Here is a 19,616-nt window from a genome sequence, read left to right as displayed (position 1 = left end):
CTCATTCGGCTCCCTCCTTGATGCGGCTGTACTCCTCTGCTGTGATCCGGACGAATTTCACCGTATCACCCGCTCTCAATAGACTCGGCGGATGTTCTTCCGGCCTGAAAAGCCGGAGCGGGGTGCTGCCGATCAGCTGCCAGCCGCCGGGAGTGGATATCGGATACACACCGGTCTGCATTCCCGCGATTCCTACTGAACCGGCCGGGATGGACGGCCTTGGCGACGCCTTTCTCGGCGCTCTGATCCGCTCAGACATTCCACCTAAAAACGGAAATCCCGGCGCAAATCCAAGCATATAAACGAGATATTCGCCTTCAGTATGAATGCGGATGACGTCTTCCGGGGTCAGATCGTTCATTTCAGCGACCTCTTCTAAATCGGGACCGAAATCTCCGCCGTAGCAAACGGGGATTTCCATCACCCGGCGCTCTTTTTTGCGGCCGGTCATTATATGGCTGAGACGTTCTGTCACTTCTTTCTTGACCAGGGCAAAAGGAGAGACGCCTTTTTTTATGTTTGAGACGGCAGACACGTCATAAAAGACCGTTAAGCTTGTGAATGCCGGAATACATTCAACGAAGCCCGGAAACGGCCGTTCTTCCATACAGGCTGCCGCGGCCTGCACCCGGCTGTTAACCTCTTCGCTGATGTGCCCGCCAAAGCGGATGATAACGGCGGAATCACCGTACGGCTGTATATCAAGCGCTGTATTTCCGCTATACTGCATCATTGTCATCACCTCGTTGTATTCTTTCTCACTTACAGGACAGTAAGCGATTCATTTTGTATATCGGTGATCAGCATGTGCCCCGGTGAATGTGTTATTACGATATCAGGCTTTGCTTCCATGATCACCGCCTGGGGTGTAACGCCGCAAGCCCAGAATACGGGAACTTCACCTTCCCGCACCGTTACGGCATCTCCGAAATCCGGCTGATGCAAATCGCTGATGCCGATGCTTTGCGGATTTCCGATGCGGACGGGGGCGCCGTGCACGGCGGGAAAACGTGACGTGACCTGCGCCGCGCGGACTGCCAGCCTTTCCGGAATCGGTCTCATGCTGACGACCATTTTTCCTGAAAACGGGCCCGCCGGAATACAGTCAATGTCTGTTTTATACATGGGAACGTTCACGCCTTCATCGATGTGCCTGATTGGAATGTGCTGATTGATAAGGGCCTGCTCGAATGAAAAACTGCAGCCGATCAAAAACCCGACATAATCATCCTTCCAATACGGCGTAATATCCGTTACCTCTTCAGTAAGCACGCCATGCCGATAAATCCTGTATTTCGGAAAGTCCGTCCGGATATCAGCTCCCGGCGCCGCTATTGCCGGAACGGGTGAACCCGCATCCGTCACATCAAGCACCGGACAAGGCTTTTGATTGCGCTGGCAGAATAAGAGAAAATCAAAGGCAAGATCCTTTTGCAAAACGACGAGATTGGCTTGTGCGTAAGAAGCGGCCAATCCCGCCGTCGGCCCGGTCATCTGCCCTTTCCTGATAAGCTGTCTGACTTCTTCGGGACTCATATCACTCATATGGTTTTTCATATCATCAGCTCCATAGCTGCGGCATTTGCGAGAATAATGTATAGATGCCCATAACCGCCATGACAACCACTACGATCGCCCCTGCAATCGTGAGCCAGATCGGATGCTTGTAATCGCCGACGATTTTTTTCTTATAGGCGCCCAACAGAATCATCGCTAATGCAAGCGGCAGAATTAAGCCGTTAAGCGAACCGACCGCGACCAGAATTTTGGCAGGCTGGCCGATCGTGACAAAAATAAGAGTGGATACGATGATAAAACCGATAATTACGCCATGTGAGTGCTTTTCGATTTTTGCCGAAAACGATTTGAAGAATGACACCGATGTATAGGCGGCGCCGATGACAGACGTGATAGCGGCAGACCACATGATGACGCCGAAAATTTTATAGCCGACATTTCCCGCCGCAAGCCGGAATACAGAAGCCGCGGGATTATCAGGATCAATGCGCAGACCCTTTGAAACGACGCCGAGCACGGCGAGAAACAGGGCAATCCGCATAACAGATGTAATCAAGACGCCTGTGACGGAGCTTTTCGTCACCTGAGGAATGACTTCCTTCCCCTGGATGCCTGAATCAAGCAAGCGATGGCCTCCGGCAAATGTAATGTATCCGCCGACCGTGCCGCCGACAAGCGTCACGATTGCCAGCACACTGATATGATCAGGCATAAAAGTTTTTACAACGGCGTGTCCGACCGGCGGACCCGTCGTTACGGCAACATACACCGTCAATACGATCATGACGATTCCGGCGATCTGCATAAAACGGTCCATGACTTTTCCGGCTTCCTTTATGACAAAAATCAGCACCGCGACCGCTGCGCTGATTAAAGCGCCGATCTCCGGTTTGATTCCGAATAATACTTGAAGACCGAGACCCGCGCCGCCGATGTTTCCGATATTAAACGCAAGTCCGCCGAGCACGACCAGAAAAGCAATGGCATAACCGGCGCCCGGAAGCACCATATTGGCAATCTCTTGGCCGCGCTTTCCGGAAACCGCGATAATCCGCCATACATTGGTTTGCGCGAAGATGTCCAAAATAATAGAAATTAAAATGATAAAGCCGAAGCTTGCCGCCAATGTATTGGTAAACGTGGCCGTTTGCGTCAGAAAGCCGGGCCCGATTGATGATGTCGCCATCAAAAATGTCGCGCCTAAAAGAAGCGACCATTTGCCGGAAGCCTTTCCGGCTGTTTTTTTCTTTTGCTCCATGCTGTCTTCCTCCCTCTGCTGCTCAGTCTTTTGCAAGCGCGCTGATTTGAATGTCTGCCGCTTTTAATTCTTTTTTGATTGTTTTTGCGAATGTCAGCGCGTGGGCGCCGTCTCCGTGAATGCAGACCGTGTCCGCTTTCAGGTTTACAGCTTGTCCCTTACGTGATGTCACCGTGCTGTCTTTCACCATTTGAATCACTTGACCGACCGCTTTTTTGTCATCCTGAATCAGCGCATCCGGCTCTGAACGCGGCGTCAGCGTGCCGTCTTCCTGATAGGTGCGGTCCGCAAACACTTCGCTTGCCGTCCTCAGTCCGATTCGATCTCCCGCTTTAATCAGCTCGCTTCCGGAAAGCCCGAAAAGAATAAGTCCGGGATCAAAATGACAGACCGCCTGAGCGATGGCTTCTGACAGGCCGGGATTGACGGCGGCCATATTATATAAAGCGCCGTGCGGCTTCACATGCTGCATCTCGACACCTTCCGCTTTTAAAAACCCTGACAGCGCGCCGATTTGATACAGCGTCAGATCATACGCTTCCTCGGGCGTAATCGCGATCTGCCGCCGCCCGAATCCCTGCAGATCGAACAGCCCGGGATGAGCGCCGATTTTCACGCCTTTTTCCGCCGCAAGCGCAACCGTTTTGCGCATCACGCTAGGATCACCCGCATGAAAGCCGCAGGCGATGTTTGCAGATGTCACATAATCCAAAATCTCTTCATCCAGTCCGATTTTATAAGCACCGAAACTCTCTCCTAAATCACAATTGATGTCAATCTGAAACATAAGCTCCCTCCTGTATTGTAAACGTTTTATTTTATTATCATTCCGATATTTGGAATGACTATTCCGAATTGTTGGATTTCTCTTCATTATATTTAATTCTGACAAGTTTGAACATCCTTTTGTCAGAAAACCTACCATGGACCTAGTCACAAATCTGACAAAACAAAAAAGAGAGCCTCATGCTGAGACTCTCTCTTTTTTCTATTATAACACCCAGTGGCGGATCGCTTTGGCGACCCCGTTTTCCGTGTTGACATCAGTCACCCAGTCAGCTGTTTCTTTCACGATGTCCTGCGCGTTCCCCATGGCGACGCCGACACCCGCTTTTTCGATCATGGCAATGTCATTCAGACTGTCACCCATGGCCATCACATTTTCCATCGTGAAGCCGAGTTTTTCCGATACCTTCGCCAGCGCAGCCGCTTTGTTGATACCGAGGGCATTGACTTCGATGTTGATCGGACTTGAGTTTGTGATTTCGAGCTCCTTGTATTCCTTGAGCTCTTTCAGCACCTCATTCCGCACTTCATCATCCTCGATTTCGAACCCGAACTTGAGCCACTGATGATCCGTAATCGTTTCCGGGAATTCCCCTCTCCACACTCTATCGACGGTAGAGGCCCAGAAATTCGTGTTGTGCTTATTCCTCAGATCCCATAATTTTTGAATATGATCGGTATGAAGAAGCTTGCGCTCAACCAGCTCAAAGTTGGAATCCCAGATTTCGCTGCCGTTTGCCGTGATTAAAAAGGATGACAGCTCGAGAGACTCAGCCAGTTCGCGGCAGGTCATCAGCGTGCGTCCTGTGCTGATGACGACGTGAATTCCTTTCGCCTCCGCTTCCTTGATCGCCCGCCGGTTTTCCTCCGGGATGAGCTGCTCGTCATTGAGCAGGGTTCCGTCCATATCAATCGCGATCAGTTTAATATCTGCGTCTTCTCTTTGTATCGGCATATATGTACCTCACTTTTTATATTGTAGTCGTCTCTATTTTAATACATATGACCCACAGGAACAAAAAACCGCTTCCTGCGTTTGGCGGGGCGAGCGTTGAGGAAAAGAAATATTGAGGTGATGGAGGATGAAAGAAAGAAAACAAAAGAACAAACCGAATGAAAATCCTGAACATCATGATTTAACGGATCCGATTCCGTTGGAAGAGCTGAAGGAAAACGCCAATGACGAAAAACACAAACATGACCAGAGGGACAATTCACAAAGTGAGAGAGATTATGATACAAAATAACACGCTTGTCCGAAAGCCGCCGGTGGAGGCGGCTTTTTTTACGATGGCTGGATAAATATGCTGAGCTCCGCTTCCGCCACAGGCTTCCCGGCAACGGACGCTTTCGCCCGGCCGAACACAAAACCGCGTCTGATTCGCGTGACCTCAAAAAAAAGATCCAGACGGTCTCCCGGCAAAGCGGCACCTAACCTTTCCGCTTTCTTCACCGCGGATAAGAGACCGAGACCGTCACCGCCGGTAATTCCCGCGCAAGCCGCCGTTTGGGCCATTGCTTCAACGACGAGCGAAAATGGCATCTCTCTTTGGGATTCAGTTATAAACCAGTCATTTTCACTGATGTTTTTGTAAGCAGCCGCCCATTTTCCGGCTTCACTGTTCGTCGTGCCGTCAATCAAAAGAAACGGAAAACGATGGGGCAATAGCTTCTGATTCATCACGCAGCCTCCCTTCCCTCTCATTATAACGCAAGAAAAAACCCGCGTCCCCCCGACGCGGGTTCATTTTTATTGATTGAGCTTTTTGAGCACGATGCCGTGCAGCGGTTCATGCGGCTGAATACCGCAAATGTCTTGAAGAACGCCGCTCGTGCCTTTTTCCGCGATAAGCTTTTGCAGCTCAACCGCTTCCGGATCATCCTGATAGTCAAAGCGCAGGGCGGCGGCGATACCTTCCGCCAGCGCATTCGGTTCTTTTATTTTTTTGGCCGGCCCTACTAATCTGTCATTCGCTCCGAGTTTTCTGAGCGGTGATCTGGCGACTCTTGTCACATCATCCGTGATGTATTCATTATCAAAGCGGCTGATGATTTTTTTCATGTACTGCTCGTGTTCGGATTGCTTAAAGCCGTATGCTTTCACCAAGTACTCGCCCGTTTCTGAAAGTGCATCGTACACGACACGCCGGATTTCCGGATGGCCGATGGCCTCTTTGACGGTTTTTAATCCGCGCTGATAGCCGACATACGCCGTGACGGCATGCCCGGTATTGACGGTAAACAGCTTTCTCTCAATGAAAGGCGTAAGATCATCCGTAAACAACGCGCCTTTAAGTACCGGCTGATCGCCGGCAAAGCCGGTTCTGTCTATGACCCATTCAAAAAACGGTTCTACGGATACTTTCAGCGGATCTTCATGGTGCTGAATCGGCACGATCCGATCTACCGCAGAATCCGGGAAGCCGACTGTCCGGTTCACGAGTTCCCGCTCCGCTTCCGTCAAATGTCCGAAAACTTCTTTTTTCAGAAAACTGCTGCCGCCGATCATATTTTCACAGGCAATGATATTGAGAGGCTCAGAGGACGTTCTGCGCTTCAGACCTTCCGCGATGGACGGGGCGATGAGCCTGAGAACGTTCGGGCCCACCGCCGTCGTAATGATCGCCGCTTCATTGATCAGCCCGTACAGCTCTTGTTCTTGCACCGCGCTGTTGATGGCTGAAACGGGGCCGATGATTTCTGTCTGCCTGCCGCCGTCGGCAAGCTCCACGGTATATTCCTTCTTTTCATTGAGAAGGCTGACCATCGTTTCATTCACATCAGCGAAAACTACGTCATAGCCGGAATGATGGAGCAGGGCGCCGATAAAGCCCCGCCCGATGTTTCCCGCTCCGAAATGAAGGGCAATCATGTCAGTTCACCTCACTGAAAATAGCGGCCAGTTCTTCTTCCGTCTTTGCACTGATCAGCCGTTCGATGTTTTCTTCCTCTGAGCAGATGATGGCGATGTTTGACAGGATGTCTAAGTGTTCATTGTTTTTTCCGGCGATACCGAAAACGACCTTTGCCGTATTGCCTTCACCATATTCCACACCGTTCGGAATCTGGATGACGGAAATGCCTGAATGAAGCACCTCATCCTTCGCATCTTCCGTTCCGTGCGGGATCGCAATGAAATTTCCCATAAACGTGGATGATGTTTCTTCACGTTCGAACATTTTTTCCACATAGCCGTTCTTCACGTAACCGTTATCAATCAACGTCTGTCCCGCCAGGCGGATGGCATCCTCTTTTGAGTTCACTGTCTGGTTCAGTTTGATGTTCGCTTTAGCCAATACTTCCATGATGAAGATCCCTCTTTCTGTTTGATTAGTTTTTAAGCTTTTCAATCAGTTCATCGTATTTCGGGCTGTTTAAGAAATTATCAACCGAAATGTGCACCGCCTGCGGCAGCTTCGCTTTCGCGCGGTCAGTCAGGTCCTTATGCGTAATGACGATATCCGCGTCATTCGGAAGATTATTGATCGACGTATTTGTCACATCAATATCCAGGTCTGCTTTTTTCACTTTGTTTCTTAAAATGGAGGCGCCCATTGCGCTCGATCCCATACCCGCGTCACATGCGAAGATAATGCGGCTGACTTGGTCAGCGGAAATATCAGCGGCGCTGTTTTCCGGCTCTTCCTCTTTGTCTGCCAATGCGGCCGCCGCTTCACTTTTCCTGCCTTTCATTTCCTGCATTTTTTCCGCCGCGGCTGTCAAATCTTCTTCGCCCGCTTTAGACGATTTCAGAATAAGCGCCGAGACGATAAACGATACGGCCGCGGCCACGATGACGCCCGCCAGCACACCGAGATAGCTTCCTTTCGGCGTCAGCGCCAAAATGGCGATGATGCTTCCCGGAGATGATGCGGCGACAAGACCAGCGTTAAAGATCGAGAATGTGAGCAGTCCGCTCGCTCCCCCGGCGATCGCCGCGAGGATCAGCATCGGTTTCATTAAAATGTAAGGGAAATAGATTTCATGAATCCCCCCAAAGAAATGAATGATCGCCGCTCCCGGAGCTGTCGATCTTGAAGAGCCTTTCCCAAAGAACATATAGGCCAGTAAAATACCGAGTCCCGGTCCGGGGTTCGCTTCCACTAAGAACAGAATGGATTTTCCCGCTTTGGCGGCCTGCTCGATTCCGATCGGACTTAAAATGCCGTGGTTGATCGCGTTATTCAGGAACAGGACTTTCGCCGGCTCTACGAAAACGCTTGCAATCGGCAGCAAATTCGCGTGAACAATGACTTCCACACCCGCCGCCAGCAATTTGTTAAGAGACAGGACGACCGGGCCGATCGCATAAAACGCGATAATCGTCAGCACCGCGCCGATAATTCCCGCCGTGAAGTTGTTGATCAGCATTTCAAAACCCTGTCTGACTTTATCTTTAAACAGACGGTCTAATTGTTTAATGAGATAACCGCCCAAAGGTCCCATAATCATTGCCCCTAAGAACATCGGAATGTCCGCTCCGACAATGACTCCGATGGCGGCCGTCGCTCCGACGACTCCCCCGCGGTGATCATAGATCATTTTTCCGCCCGTATATGCGATTAAAAGCGGCAGAAGATACGTAATCATCGGGCTTACCAATGTATTCAGCTGCGGATTCGGAAACCATCCCGCCGGAATAAACAGCGCGGTGATAATTCCCCATGCGATAAATGCGCCGATATTCGGCATGATCATACCGCTTAAATAACTGCCGAACCGCTGTATCTTCACTTTCATGCCAGCTTGCTGTTCTTGCTGCATGTTCATTCCCTCCCTGTTTGCCTGCCTTCAGATGAAAATAAATAAGACACGGGGTTTCTCTCTCCCCTGTGTCTTCATCATAAAACGCTTACAATCCTCATTCAATGAAAAGTAAAGAGGAGTTTGGCACAGAGACTGTGACAAATCCTTAACAAAAAAAGACACCTCATCAAAGGTGTCTTACCGCTTTCTGTATATAATGTGTCCTTTTGTGACGACGAGCTTGGCAATGAGCCGCTCACTGACAATAAACACCGGATACGCACATACGAGCGCGAAAATGGCGGCCGGCACATACCGCGCTGCCGGAAACATCGGCATGACGGCGGTTCTGGCCATCTGCACAAGATAAATCAAAAGCACCGTGATCGCAATGGCCGCAGCCATAATCGGAGCTGATACTTTATATTCACGCAATTTCACATGGCAATGCCCGCACTGAAACTGGCACGGGATCATCGATGATCTGACCATGTCGCCTGTAATCGGCTTGCCGCAGTTCGGGCAGGTCGTTTCTTTCATGTTTATTCCTCCATTCAACTCTTCTATTATAACAGAGTCTGACTGCGTGTTTTACATTTGTGATTGTTCAACATTTTTTCACATATTTTATCATCAGGCTCTTGTGTGCATTTGTGAAAACATCTACTCTTAGAGGGAGGTTCATCACTCATTCGCATAAAAAGGAGGATGCAGAATTGCTTCCGATTCACAGACAGCAAACCTTGCTTGAATGGCTGAAAGAAGAGGGCGCGCTGAAAATCTCTGACATAAGCGAGAGATTCGGCGTCTCCGAGATGACCGTGTACAGAGACGTCAATCAGCTGGCGGATGCAAACCGGATTATCCGGACACCCGGCGGCATTACGCTCCCTCCCGCTTCAGAACGAAGCGCCAATCAATGCGGCTATTGCCTGCGGCCGATTCAGCATTCGTATTCTGTTCAGCTTATTACCGTTTCACAAACCGTTGAGCAGATGTGCTGCATTCATTGCGCGATTTTGCGGTATGAGGATAAAAAGGATGAAGTGTCCCACGTCATTTGTAAGGATTTTCTTCTTCAGACGACGCTAACGGCAGCTTCCGCATACTTTTTAGTCCATGCCGATATTGACCTTCACTGCTGCCGGCCTCAGGCGATTCCCTTCTCAACGCTTGATTACGCAGAACGGTTTCAAAAAGGATTCGGCGGGGTCATTTGCACCTTTGACGAGGCGGCGGACATCATCTTACACGACAGGCAGAAGGGATGCACCTGCAGCAAGACATAACAACAACCAACCGGAAGGCGGTGTCATCATCCATGAGACAGAACAAACGCTGGCTCGTCTTTTTGCTGTTCCTTGTTTTGATTCCGAAAACAAGCTTCGCCCACGCCTACATCACAAACTCAAATCCGGGTGAGAACAGCGAATTAAAACAAGCGCCGAAGCAGATTGAAATTGAGTTTAATGAACAGATTGAAGAAGGCTTCCACTCCATTAAGGTCTATAATTCATCCGGTGAACGGGTTGACGCGGGCAAAACGGTGATTCAAAAAAATAATGCCCGCATCATGACCGCGGCATTGAAAAAAAATCTGCCGCATGATATTTACAGAGCGGAATGGAACGCGGTATCGGCCGACGGACATCCGGTATCCGGCGTCATCCCTTTCAGCATCGGAAAAGCCGGCGGAGAACTTCAGGAGCAGACATCATCGCAAGCGGCGCTTCATCCCGAAGCGGCCATCGACCGCGGTATTTTGTACACCGCTCTCTCCCTGTTTATCGGCACGGCTTTTTTCCATCTGTTTTGGTACAGAAATAATGAAGATTCATCAAAAGCAAAACGAACTGTAAAGCTGCTCGTGATTTCTTTATGTTTAACGGGGCTCGCGCTCGTGTGCCAGCTCCCGATCCAGACGAAAGAAAACGCGGGCGGCGCTTGGAGCGCCGCGTTTCAGCCGGACTATGTAAAAGAAACGCTTCTGAAAACGGCAGGCGGGTACGTCTGGATGATCCAGATCAGCTTATTTATCCTGCTCGCCCTGTCCATGATCCCGCTGCTGAAGAAGAAAGCATTCCGGTCATTTGCGTACTGGACGGCGCCGCTGTTATTCTTCTTCGCTTCGCTTTTGGCAAAAGCATTCGCCGGGCATGCGGCCGTTATCGACGAAAAAGCGGTCGGCATCGCAATGGACTTTCTCCATTTATCGGCCGCGTCTGTATGGATGGGCGGTATCGCCGCGCTTGTGCTGCTTCTTTCATCAGAGTGGAGAAAACCCGATAAAACCATCGCTTGGGAAACGGTCAGACGGTTTTCTCCTTGGGCGTTCGCCTCTGTCGGCGTGCTGTTATTTTCAGGAGTGCTGAACGGATTTTTCATTATCCGCTCGTTCGATTCACTCTTTCACACCGCTTACGGCAAGACGCTCCTTTTGAAAATCGGACTGTTTGTCATCATGCTTGCGCTCGGCGCCGTTCACGTATGGATGACGAAGTTCAGCAGAAAAAGGAGCATCAGCGCAACGATAAAGGCCGAATGGGCACTAGGCATTGCGGTGTTATTCACAACCGCCGTCTTCACAAGCCTGCCCAGTCCGCCTCCGCCCGCGCCGTTGCCTTTTAACGGCTCAGAAACGATCGGAAACGGGGAGACCCTATCCTTGCACATTACGCCGAACCAGCCGGGTAAAAATGAATTTCAAGTCATTGTCACCGATCATAACGGCAGCTTAGTAAAAGACATTCAGCAATTTACGGTCACTGTTTACCAGACGGGCTTCAGCGGCAAACAGCATGAAAGCACCTTTGATTTGAAGAAGACGAAGGAAGGCACATTCGAAGCCGCCAACCTGTCCATCACCGAAAAGGGAAACTGGAAGATCAAAGTCCACGGGCTGACAAACGATTTTAATGAAATCAACCAAATATTCTCAACGACAAACTAAGGAGTGTATCTCATGTTGAAAAAAAAGGCTTTATTATTCATATCCGCCGTGACCCTGTCACTCGTCGGTTTTACGGCGACAGCAAGCGCCCACGTCTCAGTCAAACCGGCGGAATCCGCGGCCGGTTCTTGGGAAACGTACACGATGAAAGTGCCTGTGGAAAAGAATGAGCCGACAACGAAAGTCGTGCTGAAAATGCCCGCCGGCGTTGAATTTCAGCAGTATCAGCCAATTCCGGGCTGGAAAACATCCGTATCCAAACATAATGACAAAGCGGTCTCCGTCACTTGGGAAGCAAAGGACGGCGGCATTCAGCCCGGCCAATTCCAGCAGTTCACATTCGTTGCGAAAAATCCTGAAAAGAGCGGAGATGCCGCTTGGGACGCTTACCAATATTACAAAGACGGCAGCATTGTAGAATGGACGGGTGATGAGAAAGCCGACACGCCTCACTCGATTACGAAAATCACGAAATCGGCGAGCGTGACGGATGCGCACGGAGCTGAACAGTCAAACGAAGAAAGCAAATCCGGCGTATCAGCGCTTGATATTGGAGCCATCGTTCTGTCAGCTGCGGCGATTATCCTTTCCATCGCGGCGCTTGTAAAGAAAAAACGCGCGTAAGCAAAAAGCGATCCGGCTCTAAAGAGCCTGCGATCGCTTTTTTTCTTATCCGCGGCCTGCCTGGAAAGACGGATATTTGGTCATTCCCCCGTCAGCAAACAGCGTAATCCCGGTCACATAGCTTGATTCCTTTGAAGCAAGCCAGACGGCGACAGCCGCGATTTCTTCCGGCTCACCGATATATCCCATCGGAATCATGCTTTCCACATCTTTTTTCTGAACGGGATCGGCAAATTTTTCCGCGTTGATCGGCGTATTGATGGCGCCCGGTCCGATATTGTTAACACGGATGCGCTTCGGCGCGTACTCAAGCGCCAGCGTTTCCGTCATCAATTTGATGCCGCCTTTACTCGCCGCGTAGTGGACAAACAGCGGCCACGGAATCATTTCATGTACGCTTGACATGTTAATGACGTTTCCTTGAATATCATTCTCTACGTAATATTTAATGGCTTCGCGGCTTCCTAAGAAAGCGCCGGTCAGATTGGTATTGATAACTTTGTTCCAGTCTTTAAGCGGCATTTCATGCGACTGAACCGGATTTTCCATGCCGGCGTTATTGATCATGACATCCAATGTGCCGAATTCCTTCACTGCGGTCTGCACGATGTTTTTGACATCTTCTTCTTTTGTGACGTCTCCTTGAACGATGACCGCTTCGCCTCCCGCTTTTTGAATCTCTTCTTTAACGGTTTGGGCGTCTTTTTCATTACTATAGTAGTTAACCACGACTTTCGCCTGCTCCTGTCCGAAGCGGATCGCCATCGCTTTTCCTAATCCTGATGAAGCTCCCGTAATGGCAACGACTTTTCCTTTTAAATCCGTGTACATGTTCAAACCTCCTGCATATATTATGAATTTGATTTCGCAACGCCTAAGAATACCGCGGCTACAATGATCAGGATAATCCCGATGGCAATGGCGACCAGCTGACGCTTCGTTTTGCTCTCACGGAGAATGAAGATTCCGCCGAGCGTGCTGATGACGATCCCCATTTGAGAGAGGGAAAAACTTGTCGCAACTCCGACGCGCGGCTGTGAGATGAACAGAAACATGTTCCCGAGCGCCCAGATGATTCCCGGCAGAATGTTCTTGAGGGCGTACTTATTAAACGGTTTATGCTTGTACGTCAGGAGCAGTCCGCCGATGACCATCCCGATCGCCTGCGGCAGAAGCGCTGACCATCCGGATACACCGAACAGCCGGGCGACGACGACATAGACCAAATAGCCGAGCGTGGAGATCAGCAGGATGACAATGCCTTTTTTTAAGTTTCCCGGTTCTCCGTCCGCCCGCCCCTTTTTATCTTCTAAAGATGTGAGCACAATCCCGATGATGATAAAAATAAGGGCGAGAATACCCAGCGTAATCGCGATCGGGGTTGACCATTCTTTGAATACGATCACACCGAACAAAGAAGTCGAGACGAGCTGCATTCCCGTTGATATCGGCATCGTTTTTGAAACGCCCATCAGCTGTATGCTTTTAAGCTGATTGCTTTGGCCGAGCGACCAAAACAGCCCCGAGATGATGCCGACAATAAAAATGCGCCCGGACAGCACCGGATGGACAAACAGATACAGCACAAACGAAACGATGAGCGCCCCGATTGTCGTTCCCAGCGTCTGGCTGTAAGGCCCGCCGCCTAATTTGACGTTAAATAACACGATGCTCCCCCAAAATAAAGCCGGGAGAAGAGCCAGTAATATATCCATGATGGCGACCTTCTTTCAATCGTATTTGCTGTTATTTTGTCTGGAATCGAACCGATTATTCCCACAAGATCAAAAAAGCCTGCCGGCGATATTCACCGGCAGACCGCTCATATAAAAAAAGCCCCGCTTAGAAGCGGGGCTTTCTTTTCGGCTCATTAAAGTCCGATAGACATGTATTTGGTTTCCAGGTACGGTTCAATGCCTTCTGTACCGCCTTCACGGCCGATGCCGCTTTCTTTCATTCCTCCGAACGGCGCTTGAACCGCGGACGGACCGCCGTCATTCCAGCCGATGATGCCGTATTCAAGCTGTTCAGAAATATAGATGCCGCGGCGGTAGTTTTCTGTGAAGAAATAAGCCGCAAGCCCGAACGGCGTATCGTTCGCAAGCTTGATCGCTTCATCAATATCTGAGAACGTAACGATCGGCGCAACCGGGCCGAATGTTTCTTCATGCATGATGTTCATGGATGTATCTACATTTGAAAGCACGGTCGGCGTCACGAAATAGCATCCTTTTTCGTCGTTTTGGTCATACGTTCCGCCCGTCAGCACTTCTGCACCTTTTTCCACGGCGTCATTAATTTGTCCGACGATTTTATCGAAGCCTTTTTTGTTGATGACAGGGCCGACGTTTACGCCTTTTTCAAGACCGTTTCCGACTTTGAGTTTCGCAGCTTCTTCACTCAGTTTTTTCGCAAACTCGTCTTTCACGGATTCGTGTACGATCAGCCGGTTCGCACAGACGCAGGTTTGGCCGGCATTTCTGAATTTAGAGGCCATTGTTTGGGCTACCGCCAGATCAAGATCAGCGTCTTCATCCACGATTAGCGGCGCATGTCCGCCAAGCTCCATTGACATATGTTTTACGGTGTCGGCGCTGTTTTTCATCAGGATTTTACCGACAGGCGTTGAGCCGGTAAAGGTAATTTTACGGATTTTCGGGCTGCTGGTGAAGACGTTTCCGATTTCAGCTCCGTCACCGATCACCACTTGCAGCACGTCCTTCGGAATTCCCGCTTCATATGCGAGACGCGCAAGGGCGTAAGCGGAAAGCGGCGTATCCTCCGCCGGTTTGATGATGAACGTACAGCCTGCCGCCAAAGCGGGCGCGGCTTTTCTTGTAATCATCGCATTCGGGAAATTCCACGGCGTGATCGCGGCTACCGGGCCGACCGCCTGACGGGTGACGACAATCCGTTTGCCCGTTGTCGGCGCAGGTACGGTTCTGCCGTAAATCCGTTTTGCTTCTTCGGCGAACCATTCAATATAGCCGGCGCCGTATAAAACTTCTCCGACCGCTTCTTCGTACGGTTTGCCGTTTTCTTTCGTAATTAATTCCGCAAGTTCTTCTTTATTTTCAACAATCAGCTCATACCATTTTCTCAAAAGTGAGGCACGTTCTCCCGCTGATGTTTTGGACCATGATTGAAACGCTTGATGTGAACGTTCAATCGCTTTTTCAACATCTTCGGCCGTCTGCTGGGGGATGCTTTCGATCGCCTCTCCCGTTGCCGGGTTGTACACTGTTAATTGTTCTGGCATATTGAACATTCCTTTCTTTCCTATAGTAAAACCATTGAATGCTTGTTGATGTATCTCACACTTTCATGATAGCAGACACATCCGGCGGGATTCCAATAATTGAACTCACAGAGCTGCTTCGATAATGGAAAGGCCTTCTTTGAGCTGCTCATCCGTCACGACAAGCGGCGTCAGGAATCGGATAATGTTGCCGTTAATGCCGGCCGTCAGCAGCAGCAGTCCGTTCTCGTTCGCCGTTTTAGCGATCGCCGCGGCTTTTGCTTTGTCCGGTTCCCGCGTGTGCGGATCTTTGACAATTTCGATGGCCGCCATCGCGCCGAGTCTGCGCACTTCTCCGATGCAGGCATGCTCTTTTTTCCACTCGAGCGCTTGATGCTCGATGATCCGGCCGATCTCTTCGGAACGCTGATTCAGCCCTTCTTCTTCAATAATATCCAGGACCGCGAGCGCAGCCGCACAGCCGAGCGGGCTTCCCGCATATGTGCCACCGAGTTCCCCCGGCGCGGCGGCATCAAGCATTTCCGCCCGGCCGATGACACCGCTCAGAGGTAATCCGGCCGCAAGTGATTTGGATACGGTGATCAAATCCGGAACGGCTTCGAAATGCTCAATCGCAAAATACGTTCCCGTTCTGGCAAAACCGGTCTGAATCTCATCCGCTACAAAAACGATACCGTGTTTTTTACAAAAAGCGGCGACGTGCTGCACGAAACGTTTTGACGGAATGATGAAGCCGCCTTCTCCCTGAACCGGCTCCATTACGACACAGGCGACGGTTTCCGGTGCGACTGCGGCGATAAAGAAATCCTCGAAAGCGCTGATGATAAAGTCGTCATACTGCTCGTCACTCATGCCGGCCGGCTTTTGATAATAGTAAGGAAACGGCGCTTGATACACCTCTGAGGCAAACGGGCCGAAACCGTATTTATAAGGCTTCACCTTGCTCGTCATGCTCATCGTCATGTTCGTGCGGCCGTGGAACCCTCTTGTAAATGACACGACAGCCTGGCGCTTCGTATATTTTCTGGCGATTTTCACGGCGTTTTCCACCGCTTCCGCCCCCGAATTGAGAAAAATCGCTTTTTTCGCATGATCTCCCGGCGCAAGGGCGCAAAGTTTTTCGGCCAGCTCAATATAAGACGGATACATCATGACGTTAAATCCCGGGTGAATCAGATCCTCCGCCTGTTTCTTCACGGCCTCCACCACTTTCGGATGAGAATGGCCGACATTCAGCGTTCCGATCGCTCCGGCAAAATCAATGAATCGTCTGCCGTCCAAATCGTACAAAAGCGCCCCTTCCCCTTTTACCGCCATGCTGCGGTTTCCGTTGCCGACCCCCTTGGAAACGAATTGGTCCCGTTTTTGCTGCCACTGGGCAGTTGTCACTTCCGATGATGCTGTTCGACTCATAGATTCCATCCCCCTATATTGTTTTCTTATCATTCTGACTTCTTTTTGGTATTCTGAAAAGTACCAAAATCAATTTATCCATGGTATCAGAAAGGAGCAGGGTCTGGATGCTGACGATTTCCATTGATCATTCTGAAACGGCGGATTATATCTATCAGCAGATCTATCAGCACATAAAAGCGGCCGTTTTGAAACGCAGCCTGATGCCTCATACAAAGGTGCCGTCTAAACGGGAGCTTGCCGAGACGCTGAAGGTCAGCGTGAATTCAGTGAATTCAGCTTATCAGCAGCTGCTTTCGGAAGGTTATTTATATGCAGTCGAAAGAAAAGGCTTTTTCGTGGAGGAAATTGATACGGTTTATCATGAAGAAACCCCTTCGCTCTCATTGCCTGAAGATTTAAAAGAGCGGGAGCCGGATAAGAGCGGCTGGATTTCGTTTTCTCATATGAGCGTGGATACGGCGCATTTTCCCTTGAAAAGCTGGTTCCGCTGTGAGCATAAAGCAGCCGCCCGTTCATTTCATACACTCGGAGAACTCGTCCATCCGCAAGGCTTATATGAAGTCCGTGAAACCATTTCGCGGCTTATTTCCCTGACAAGAGGCGTTACATGCCGCCCGGAACAAATCGTGCTCGGGGCGGGCACGCAAATGCTGACGCAGCTGCTGACGGAACTGCTGCCAAACGACGCGCTGTACGCCATGGAGAACCCGGGATATATGAGGATGTACCGGCTGCTGCAAAACCTCGGGAAAAAGGTTGCGACGATCAGCCTTGATGAAAAAGGCATGTCCATGGCCGAAATCGAAAAACGCCGGCCCTGTGTATTGATCACCACGCCTTCCCATCAATTCCCCTCAGGCGTGATTATGCCCGCTTCCCGGCGGATTCAGCTTTTAAACTGGGCCGCCGAACAGAACGGCCGCTTCATCATTGAAGATGATTATGACAGTGAATTTAAATATGACGCCGATACGATACCGGCGCTTCAAAGCCTTGACCGGTTTCAAAATGTCATCTACATGGGGACCTTTTCAAAATCCCTTTTCCCAGGTCTGCGCATCAGCTATATGGTTCTGCCGCCCGGGCTTTTGCGGACGTTCAAAGAGAGAACCTATGACCTGCATACGTGCAGCACGCTTGCCCAGCTCGCGCTGAAAGAATTTATCGACTCAGGTGAATATCAGAAACATATTAAAAAGATGAAGCAGCATTATAAGAACATGCGGGAACGCCTCATTTCGGCTTTAGAAGAAACATTCGGAGAAAGAATCAGTGTAAAGGGCGCCAATGCGGGGCTTCATTTTGTCACTGAGTTTGACTGCGCCCGTTCAGAAAAAGAGATTTTGGCACGGGCGGATGCAGAACAGCTCGATCTGTTTGCGATGAGCCGGTTCCGTCTGAAAGCGGGAGGCGATTCAAATAAGCCGCAGCTCATTCTGGGGTTCGCCCGCCTGAAGGAGAGCGATATTCAAGATGGCGTCCTCAGGCTTTACCGGGCGGTTTTCGGCGCATAAAAAAAACCCCGGAATTCGGGGACTTATTTACCAGCGGTCCGGTTCTGTCTGCAAAATCGCCTCCAGCAGGCCGGGAAACGCCTCATGTAAATCATCTTTGCGCAGGGAATAATAACGGTGCTTCCCGTCTATGCGCACTTGGGCGATCCCCGCTTCCCGCAGCACTTTGAAGTGATGGGACAGCGTTGATTTGGCGACCCGGACATCAGCGCAGGTACCGCACGTTTTTTCTGTTGTTTCCGCCAATTGTTTGACCAGCTCTAAGCGGAGCGGATCACTCAGAGCATGAAGAACCTTTGTCAGCTGTAAGCGGTCGGTTTCAGGATGGTTTGGAATGTTCATGAGTCAAATGTAACACATAAAAGCGGCGGGTGACAATTTAGGCGGTGAGGGTTTTTCCTTTACCATTCACTGCGAAACATGTTACAGTTAGTTCGATAATATTCGAACTATAACAAATAAACCCAATCAGGAGGAATAACAATGATCGTCTTACAGGCTTACATGAAAGTAAAAGCGGATAAACGCGAGGAATTTTTAGGAGAAGCACAATCACTTGTTCAGCATTCACGCGCGGAAGAAGGAAATGTGCAATACGATCTTTTCGAAAAAGTCGGTGAGGAAAATACATTCGTTATGCTTGAGCAATGGAAAGATGAAGAAGCGATGAAATTCCACAACGCAACTGACCATTTCCAAGGATTCGTGGCAAAAGCAAAAGAAGTGCTGAGTGCGCCGCTTGACGTCGTCCGCACAGAACTGTCAGAGTAACGAAAGGATGAATGACATGAACGAAGTCCTTCAAATATTAACAGACCACCGTTCCATTCGCAGCTACACAGATGAACCCGTATCGGATGAGCAGCTGGACCTTATCATCCAAGCAACTCAGGCAGCGCCGACTTCCATTAACGGCCAGCAATTTACCGTTATTGCGGTGAAAGATAAGGAGCGGAAGAAAAAAATATCCGAATTGGCCGGCGGCCAGCCGTGGATTGACCAAGCGCCTGTTTTCCTTTTATTCTGCGCTGATTTTAACCGCGCCAAAATTGCGCTTGAAGAATATAATGATACACCGCTTGAGATCACGAACGGTTTAGAGTCCGTTCTAGTCGGAGCCGTAGATGTCGGGATTGCGCTGGGTACGGCAACGGCTGCGGCTGAATCAATGGGACTCGGCACTGTGCCGATCGGCGCCGTGCGCGGCAAGCCTGACGAAATCATTGAATTGCTGAAACTTCCGAAATACGTTTTCCCGATTTCCGGTCTCGTCATCGGCCATCCGGCAGACCGCTCCGCGAAAAAACCGCGTCTGCCGCAAGCAGCCGTTCTGCATCATGAAACGTATCAAGAAGAAGATTTAAGAACCCATATCGAGGCCTATGACAAGCAGATGTCCGAATACATGAAAAAACGCACCGACGGACAGGAAACAAGAAACTGGTCACAAGGCATCACTTCCTACTATAAGCAGGTTTATTATCCTCACATTCGTGAAATGCTTGAAAAACAAGGATTTAAGACGGATAAATAAACGTATCAGCC

22 protein-coding genes are annotated in these 19,616 nt (G+C 50.1%); 7 read left to right on the top strand and 15 right to left on the bottom strand.

Annotated elements, in window-relative coordinates:
* Position 1: 1 nt before the first annotated feature.
* The 5 genes from pxpB to L3V45_RS02085 form a co-directional block, all read right to left on the bottom strand.
* Positions 2–733, bottom strand: a complete 732-nt coding sequence (pxpB, locus tag L3V45_RS02105; RefSeq protein ID WP_024084894.1) for a 5-oxoprolinase subunit PxpB — start codon at positions 731–733, stop codon at positions 2–4.
* Positions 734–762: 29 nt separating this feature from the next.
* The gene (locus L3V45_RS02100; protein ID WP_060657797.1) at positions 763–1,557 is read right to left on the bottom strand and encodes a putative hydro-lyase; all 795 of its coding nucleotides are present in this window, start codon (positions 1,555–1,557) and stop codon (positions 763–765) included.
* Positions 1,558–1,561: 4 nt separating this feature from the next.
* Positions 1,562–2,776: an NRAMP family divalent metal transporter gene (locus L3V45_RS02095; protein ID WP_003156289.1), complete on the bottom strand. Its 1,215-nt coding sequence runs from the start codon at positions 2,774–2,776 to the stop codon at positions 1,562–1,564.
* 22 nt (positions 2,777–2,798) lie between these two features.
* Positions 2,799–3,563: a 5-oxoprolinase subunit PxpA gene (locus tag L3V45_RS02090; RefSeq protein ID WP_003156290.1), complete on the bottom strand. Its 765-nt coding sequence runs from the start codon at positions 3,561–3,563 to the stop codon at positions 2,799–2,801.
* Between the two features lie 204 nt (positions 3,564–3,767).
* Positions 3,768–4,517, bottom strand: coding sequence for a Cof-type HAD-IIB family hydrolase (locus L3V45_RS02085; RefSeq protein WP_003156292.1), 750 nt, complete (start codon positions 4,515–4,517; stop codon positions 3,768–3,770).
* A 127-nt stretch (positions 4,518–4,644) separates the two neighbouring features.
* Here L3V45_RS02085 and L3V45_RS02080 point away from each other — a divergent pair, with 127 nt between their 5' ends.
* Entirely contained in the window at positions 4,645–4,809 is a 165-nt protein-coding gene (locus L3V45_RS02080) for a hypothetical protein (protein WP_003156294.1), read from the top strand.
* Between the two features lie 38 nt (positions 4,810–4,847).
* Here L3V45_RS02080 and L3V45_RS02075 read toward each other — a convergent pair whose 3' ends face one another.
* The 5 genes from L3V45_RS02075 to L3V45_RS02055 all read right to left on the bottom strand — a co-directional run bounded on the left by L3V45_RS02075 (position 4,848) and on the right by L3V45_RS02055 (position 8,848).
* Positions 4,848–5,243: a 3-hydroxyacyl-ACP dehydratase FabZ family protein gene (locus tag L3V45_RS02075; protein ID WP_003156298.1), complete on the bottom strand. Its 396-nt coding sequence runs from the start codon at positions 5,241–5,243 to the stop codon at positions 4,848–4,850.
* A 69-nt stretch (positions 5,244–5,312) separates the two neighbouring features.
* Positions 5,313–6,434 carry a mannitol-1-phosphate 5-dehydrogenase gene (locus tag L3V45_RS02070; RefSeq protein ID WP_032857712.1) on the bottom strand — a complete coding sequence of 374 codons (1,122 nt, stop codon included), beginning with the start codon at positions 6,432–6,434 and terminating at the stop codon, positions 5,313–5,315.
* A gap of 1 nt (position 6,435) precedes the next feature.
* Positions 6,436–6,867 (bottom strand): PTS mannitol transporter subunit IIA, encoded by a 432-nt coding sequence (locus tag L3V45_RS02065; protein WP_003156302.1) that lies wholly within the window; start codon positions 6,865–6,867, stop codon positions 6,436–6,438.
* Between the two features lie 25 nt (positions 6,868–6,892).
* On the bottom strand, positions 6,893–8,332 hold the full coding sequence (locus L3V45_RS02060) for a PTS mannitol transporter subunit IIBC (protein WP_024084890.1): 1,440 nt from the start codon (positions 8,330–8,332) through the stop codon (positions 6,893–6,895).
* 174 nt (positions 8,333–8,506) lie between these two features.
* Positions 8,507–8,848 (bottom strand): hypothetical protein, encoded by a 342-nt coding sequence (locus tag L3V45_RS02055; RefSeq protein WP_003156306.1) that lies wholly within the window; start codon positions 8,846–8,848, stop codon positions 8,507–8,509.
* 176 nt (positions 8,849–9,024) lie between these two features.
* Between L3V45_RS02055 and L3V45_RS02050 the strand changes: the two genes are divergently transcribed.
* The 3 genes from L3V45_RS02050 to L3V45_RS02040 are packed head-to-tail and all read left to right on the top strand — an operon-like array spanning position 9,025 to position 11,882.
* The gene (locus L3V45_RS02050) at positions 9,025–9,597 is read left to right on the top strand and encodes a DeoR family transcriptional regulator (protein WP_014304349.1); all 573 of its coding nucleotides are present in this window, start codon (positions 9,025–9,027) and stop codon (positions 9,595–9,597) included.
* Between the two features lie 32 nt (positions 9,598–9,629).
* Positions 9,630–11,258, top strand: coding sequence for a copper resistance CopC/CopD family protein (locus L3V45_RS02045; RefSeq protein ID WP_014304348.1), 1,629 nt, complete (start codon positions 9,630–9,632; stop codon positions 11,256–11,258).
* A gap of 12 nt (positions 11,259–11,270) precedes the next feature.
* Positions 11,271–11,882 carry a YcnI family copper-binding membrane protein gene (locus L3V45_RS02040; protein ID WP_071543294.1) on the top strand — a complete coding sequence of 204 codons (612 nt, stop codon included), beginning with the start codon at positions 11,271–11,273 and terminating at the stop codon, positions 11,880–11,882.
* 45 nt (positions 11,883–11,927) lie between these two features.
* Here the strand turns inward: L3V45_RS02040 and gdh are convergent, their stop codons facing one another.
* The 4 genes from gdh to gabT all read right to left on the bottom strand — a co-directional run bounded on the left by gdh (position 11,928) and on the right by gabT (position 16,554).
* A complete protein-coding gene (gdh, locus tag L3V45_RS02035; protein WP_003156315.1) occupies positions 11,928–12,713 on the bottom strand; it encodes a glucose 1-dehydrogenase in 786 nt (261 codons plus the stop codon).
* 20 nt (positions 12,714–12,733) lie between these two features.
* A complete protein-coding gene (locus L3V45_RS02030) occupies positions 12,734–13,597 on the bottom strand; it encodes a RhaT/GlcU family sugar-proton symporter (RefSeq protein WP_003156317.1) in 864 nt (287 codons plus the stop codon).
* Between the two features lie 155 nt (positions 13,598–13,752).
* Complete coding sequence (gene gabD / locus L3V45_RS02025) at positions 13,753–15,141, bottom strand: succinate-semialdehyde dehydrogenase (protein ID WP_003156319.1); 1,389 nt, start codon at positions 15,139–15,141, stop codon at positions 13,753–13,755.
* Positions 15,142–15,246: 105 nt separating this feature from the next.
* Complete coding sequence (gene gabT / locus L3V45_RS02020) at positions 15,247–16,554, bottom strand: 4-aminobutyrate--2-oxoglutarate transaminase (protein ID WP_015388703.1); 1,308 nt, start codon at positions 16,552–16,554, stop codon at positions 15,247–15,249.
* Positions 16,555–16,661: 107 nt separating this feature from the next.
* Between gabT and gabR the strand changes: the two genes are divergently transcribed.
* A complete protein-coding gene (gene gabR, locus L3V45_RS02015; RefSeq protein ID WP_236837233.1) occupies positions 16,662–18,071 on the top strand; it encodes a MocR-like transcriptional regulator GabR in 1,410 nt (469 codons plus the stop codon).
* Between the two features lie 27 nt (positions 18,072–18,098).
* Here the strand turns inward: gabR and L3V45_RS02010 are convergent, their stop codons facing one another.
* Positions 18,099–18,413 carry an ArsR/SmtB family transcription factor gene (locus L3V45_RS02010; RefSeq protein ID WP_007410279.1) on the bottom strand — a complete coding sequence of 105 codons (315 nt, stop codon included), beginning with the start codon at positions 18,411–18,413 and terminating at the stop codon, positions 18,099–18,101.
* 141 nt (positions 18,414–18,554) lie between these two features.
* Here L3V45_RS02010 and L3V45_RS02005 point away from each other — a divergent pair, with 141 nt between their 5' ends.
* The gene (locus tag L3V45_RS02005) at positions 18,555–18,842 is read left to right on the top strand and encodes a putative quinol monooxygenase (RefSeq protein ID WP_003156323.1); all 288 of its coding nucleotides are present in this window, start codon (positions 18,555–18,557) and stop codon (positions 18,840–18,842) included.
* A gap of 16 nt (positions 18,843–18,858) precedes the next feature.
* Entirely contained in the window at positions 18,859–19,605 is a 747-nt protein-coding gene (gene nfsA, locus L3V45_RS02000) for an oxygen-insensitive NADPH nitroreductase (RefSeq protein ID WP_003156324.1), read from the top strand.
* The last annotated feature ends 11 nt before the right edge of the window (positions 19,606–19,616 follow it).

The organism is Bacillus sp. R45, assembly GCF_021729365.1.
Classification (GTDB): Bacteria; Bacillota; Bacilli; order Bacillales; family Bacillaceae; genus Bacillus; species Bacillus velezensis.
The sequence above is the reverse complement of the archived record's forward strand: the minus strand, read 5'-3'. Positions and strand labels throughout refer to the sequence as shown.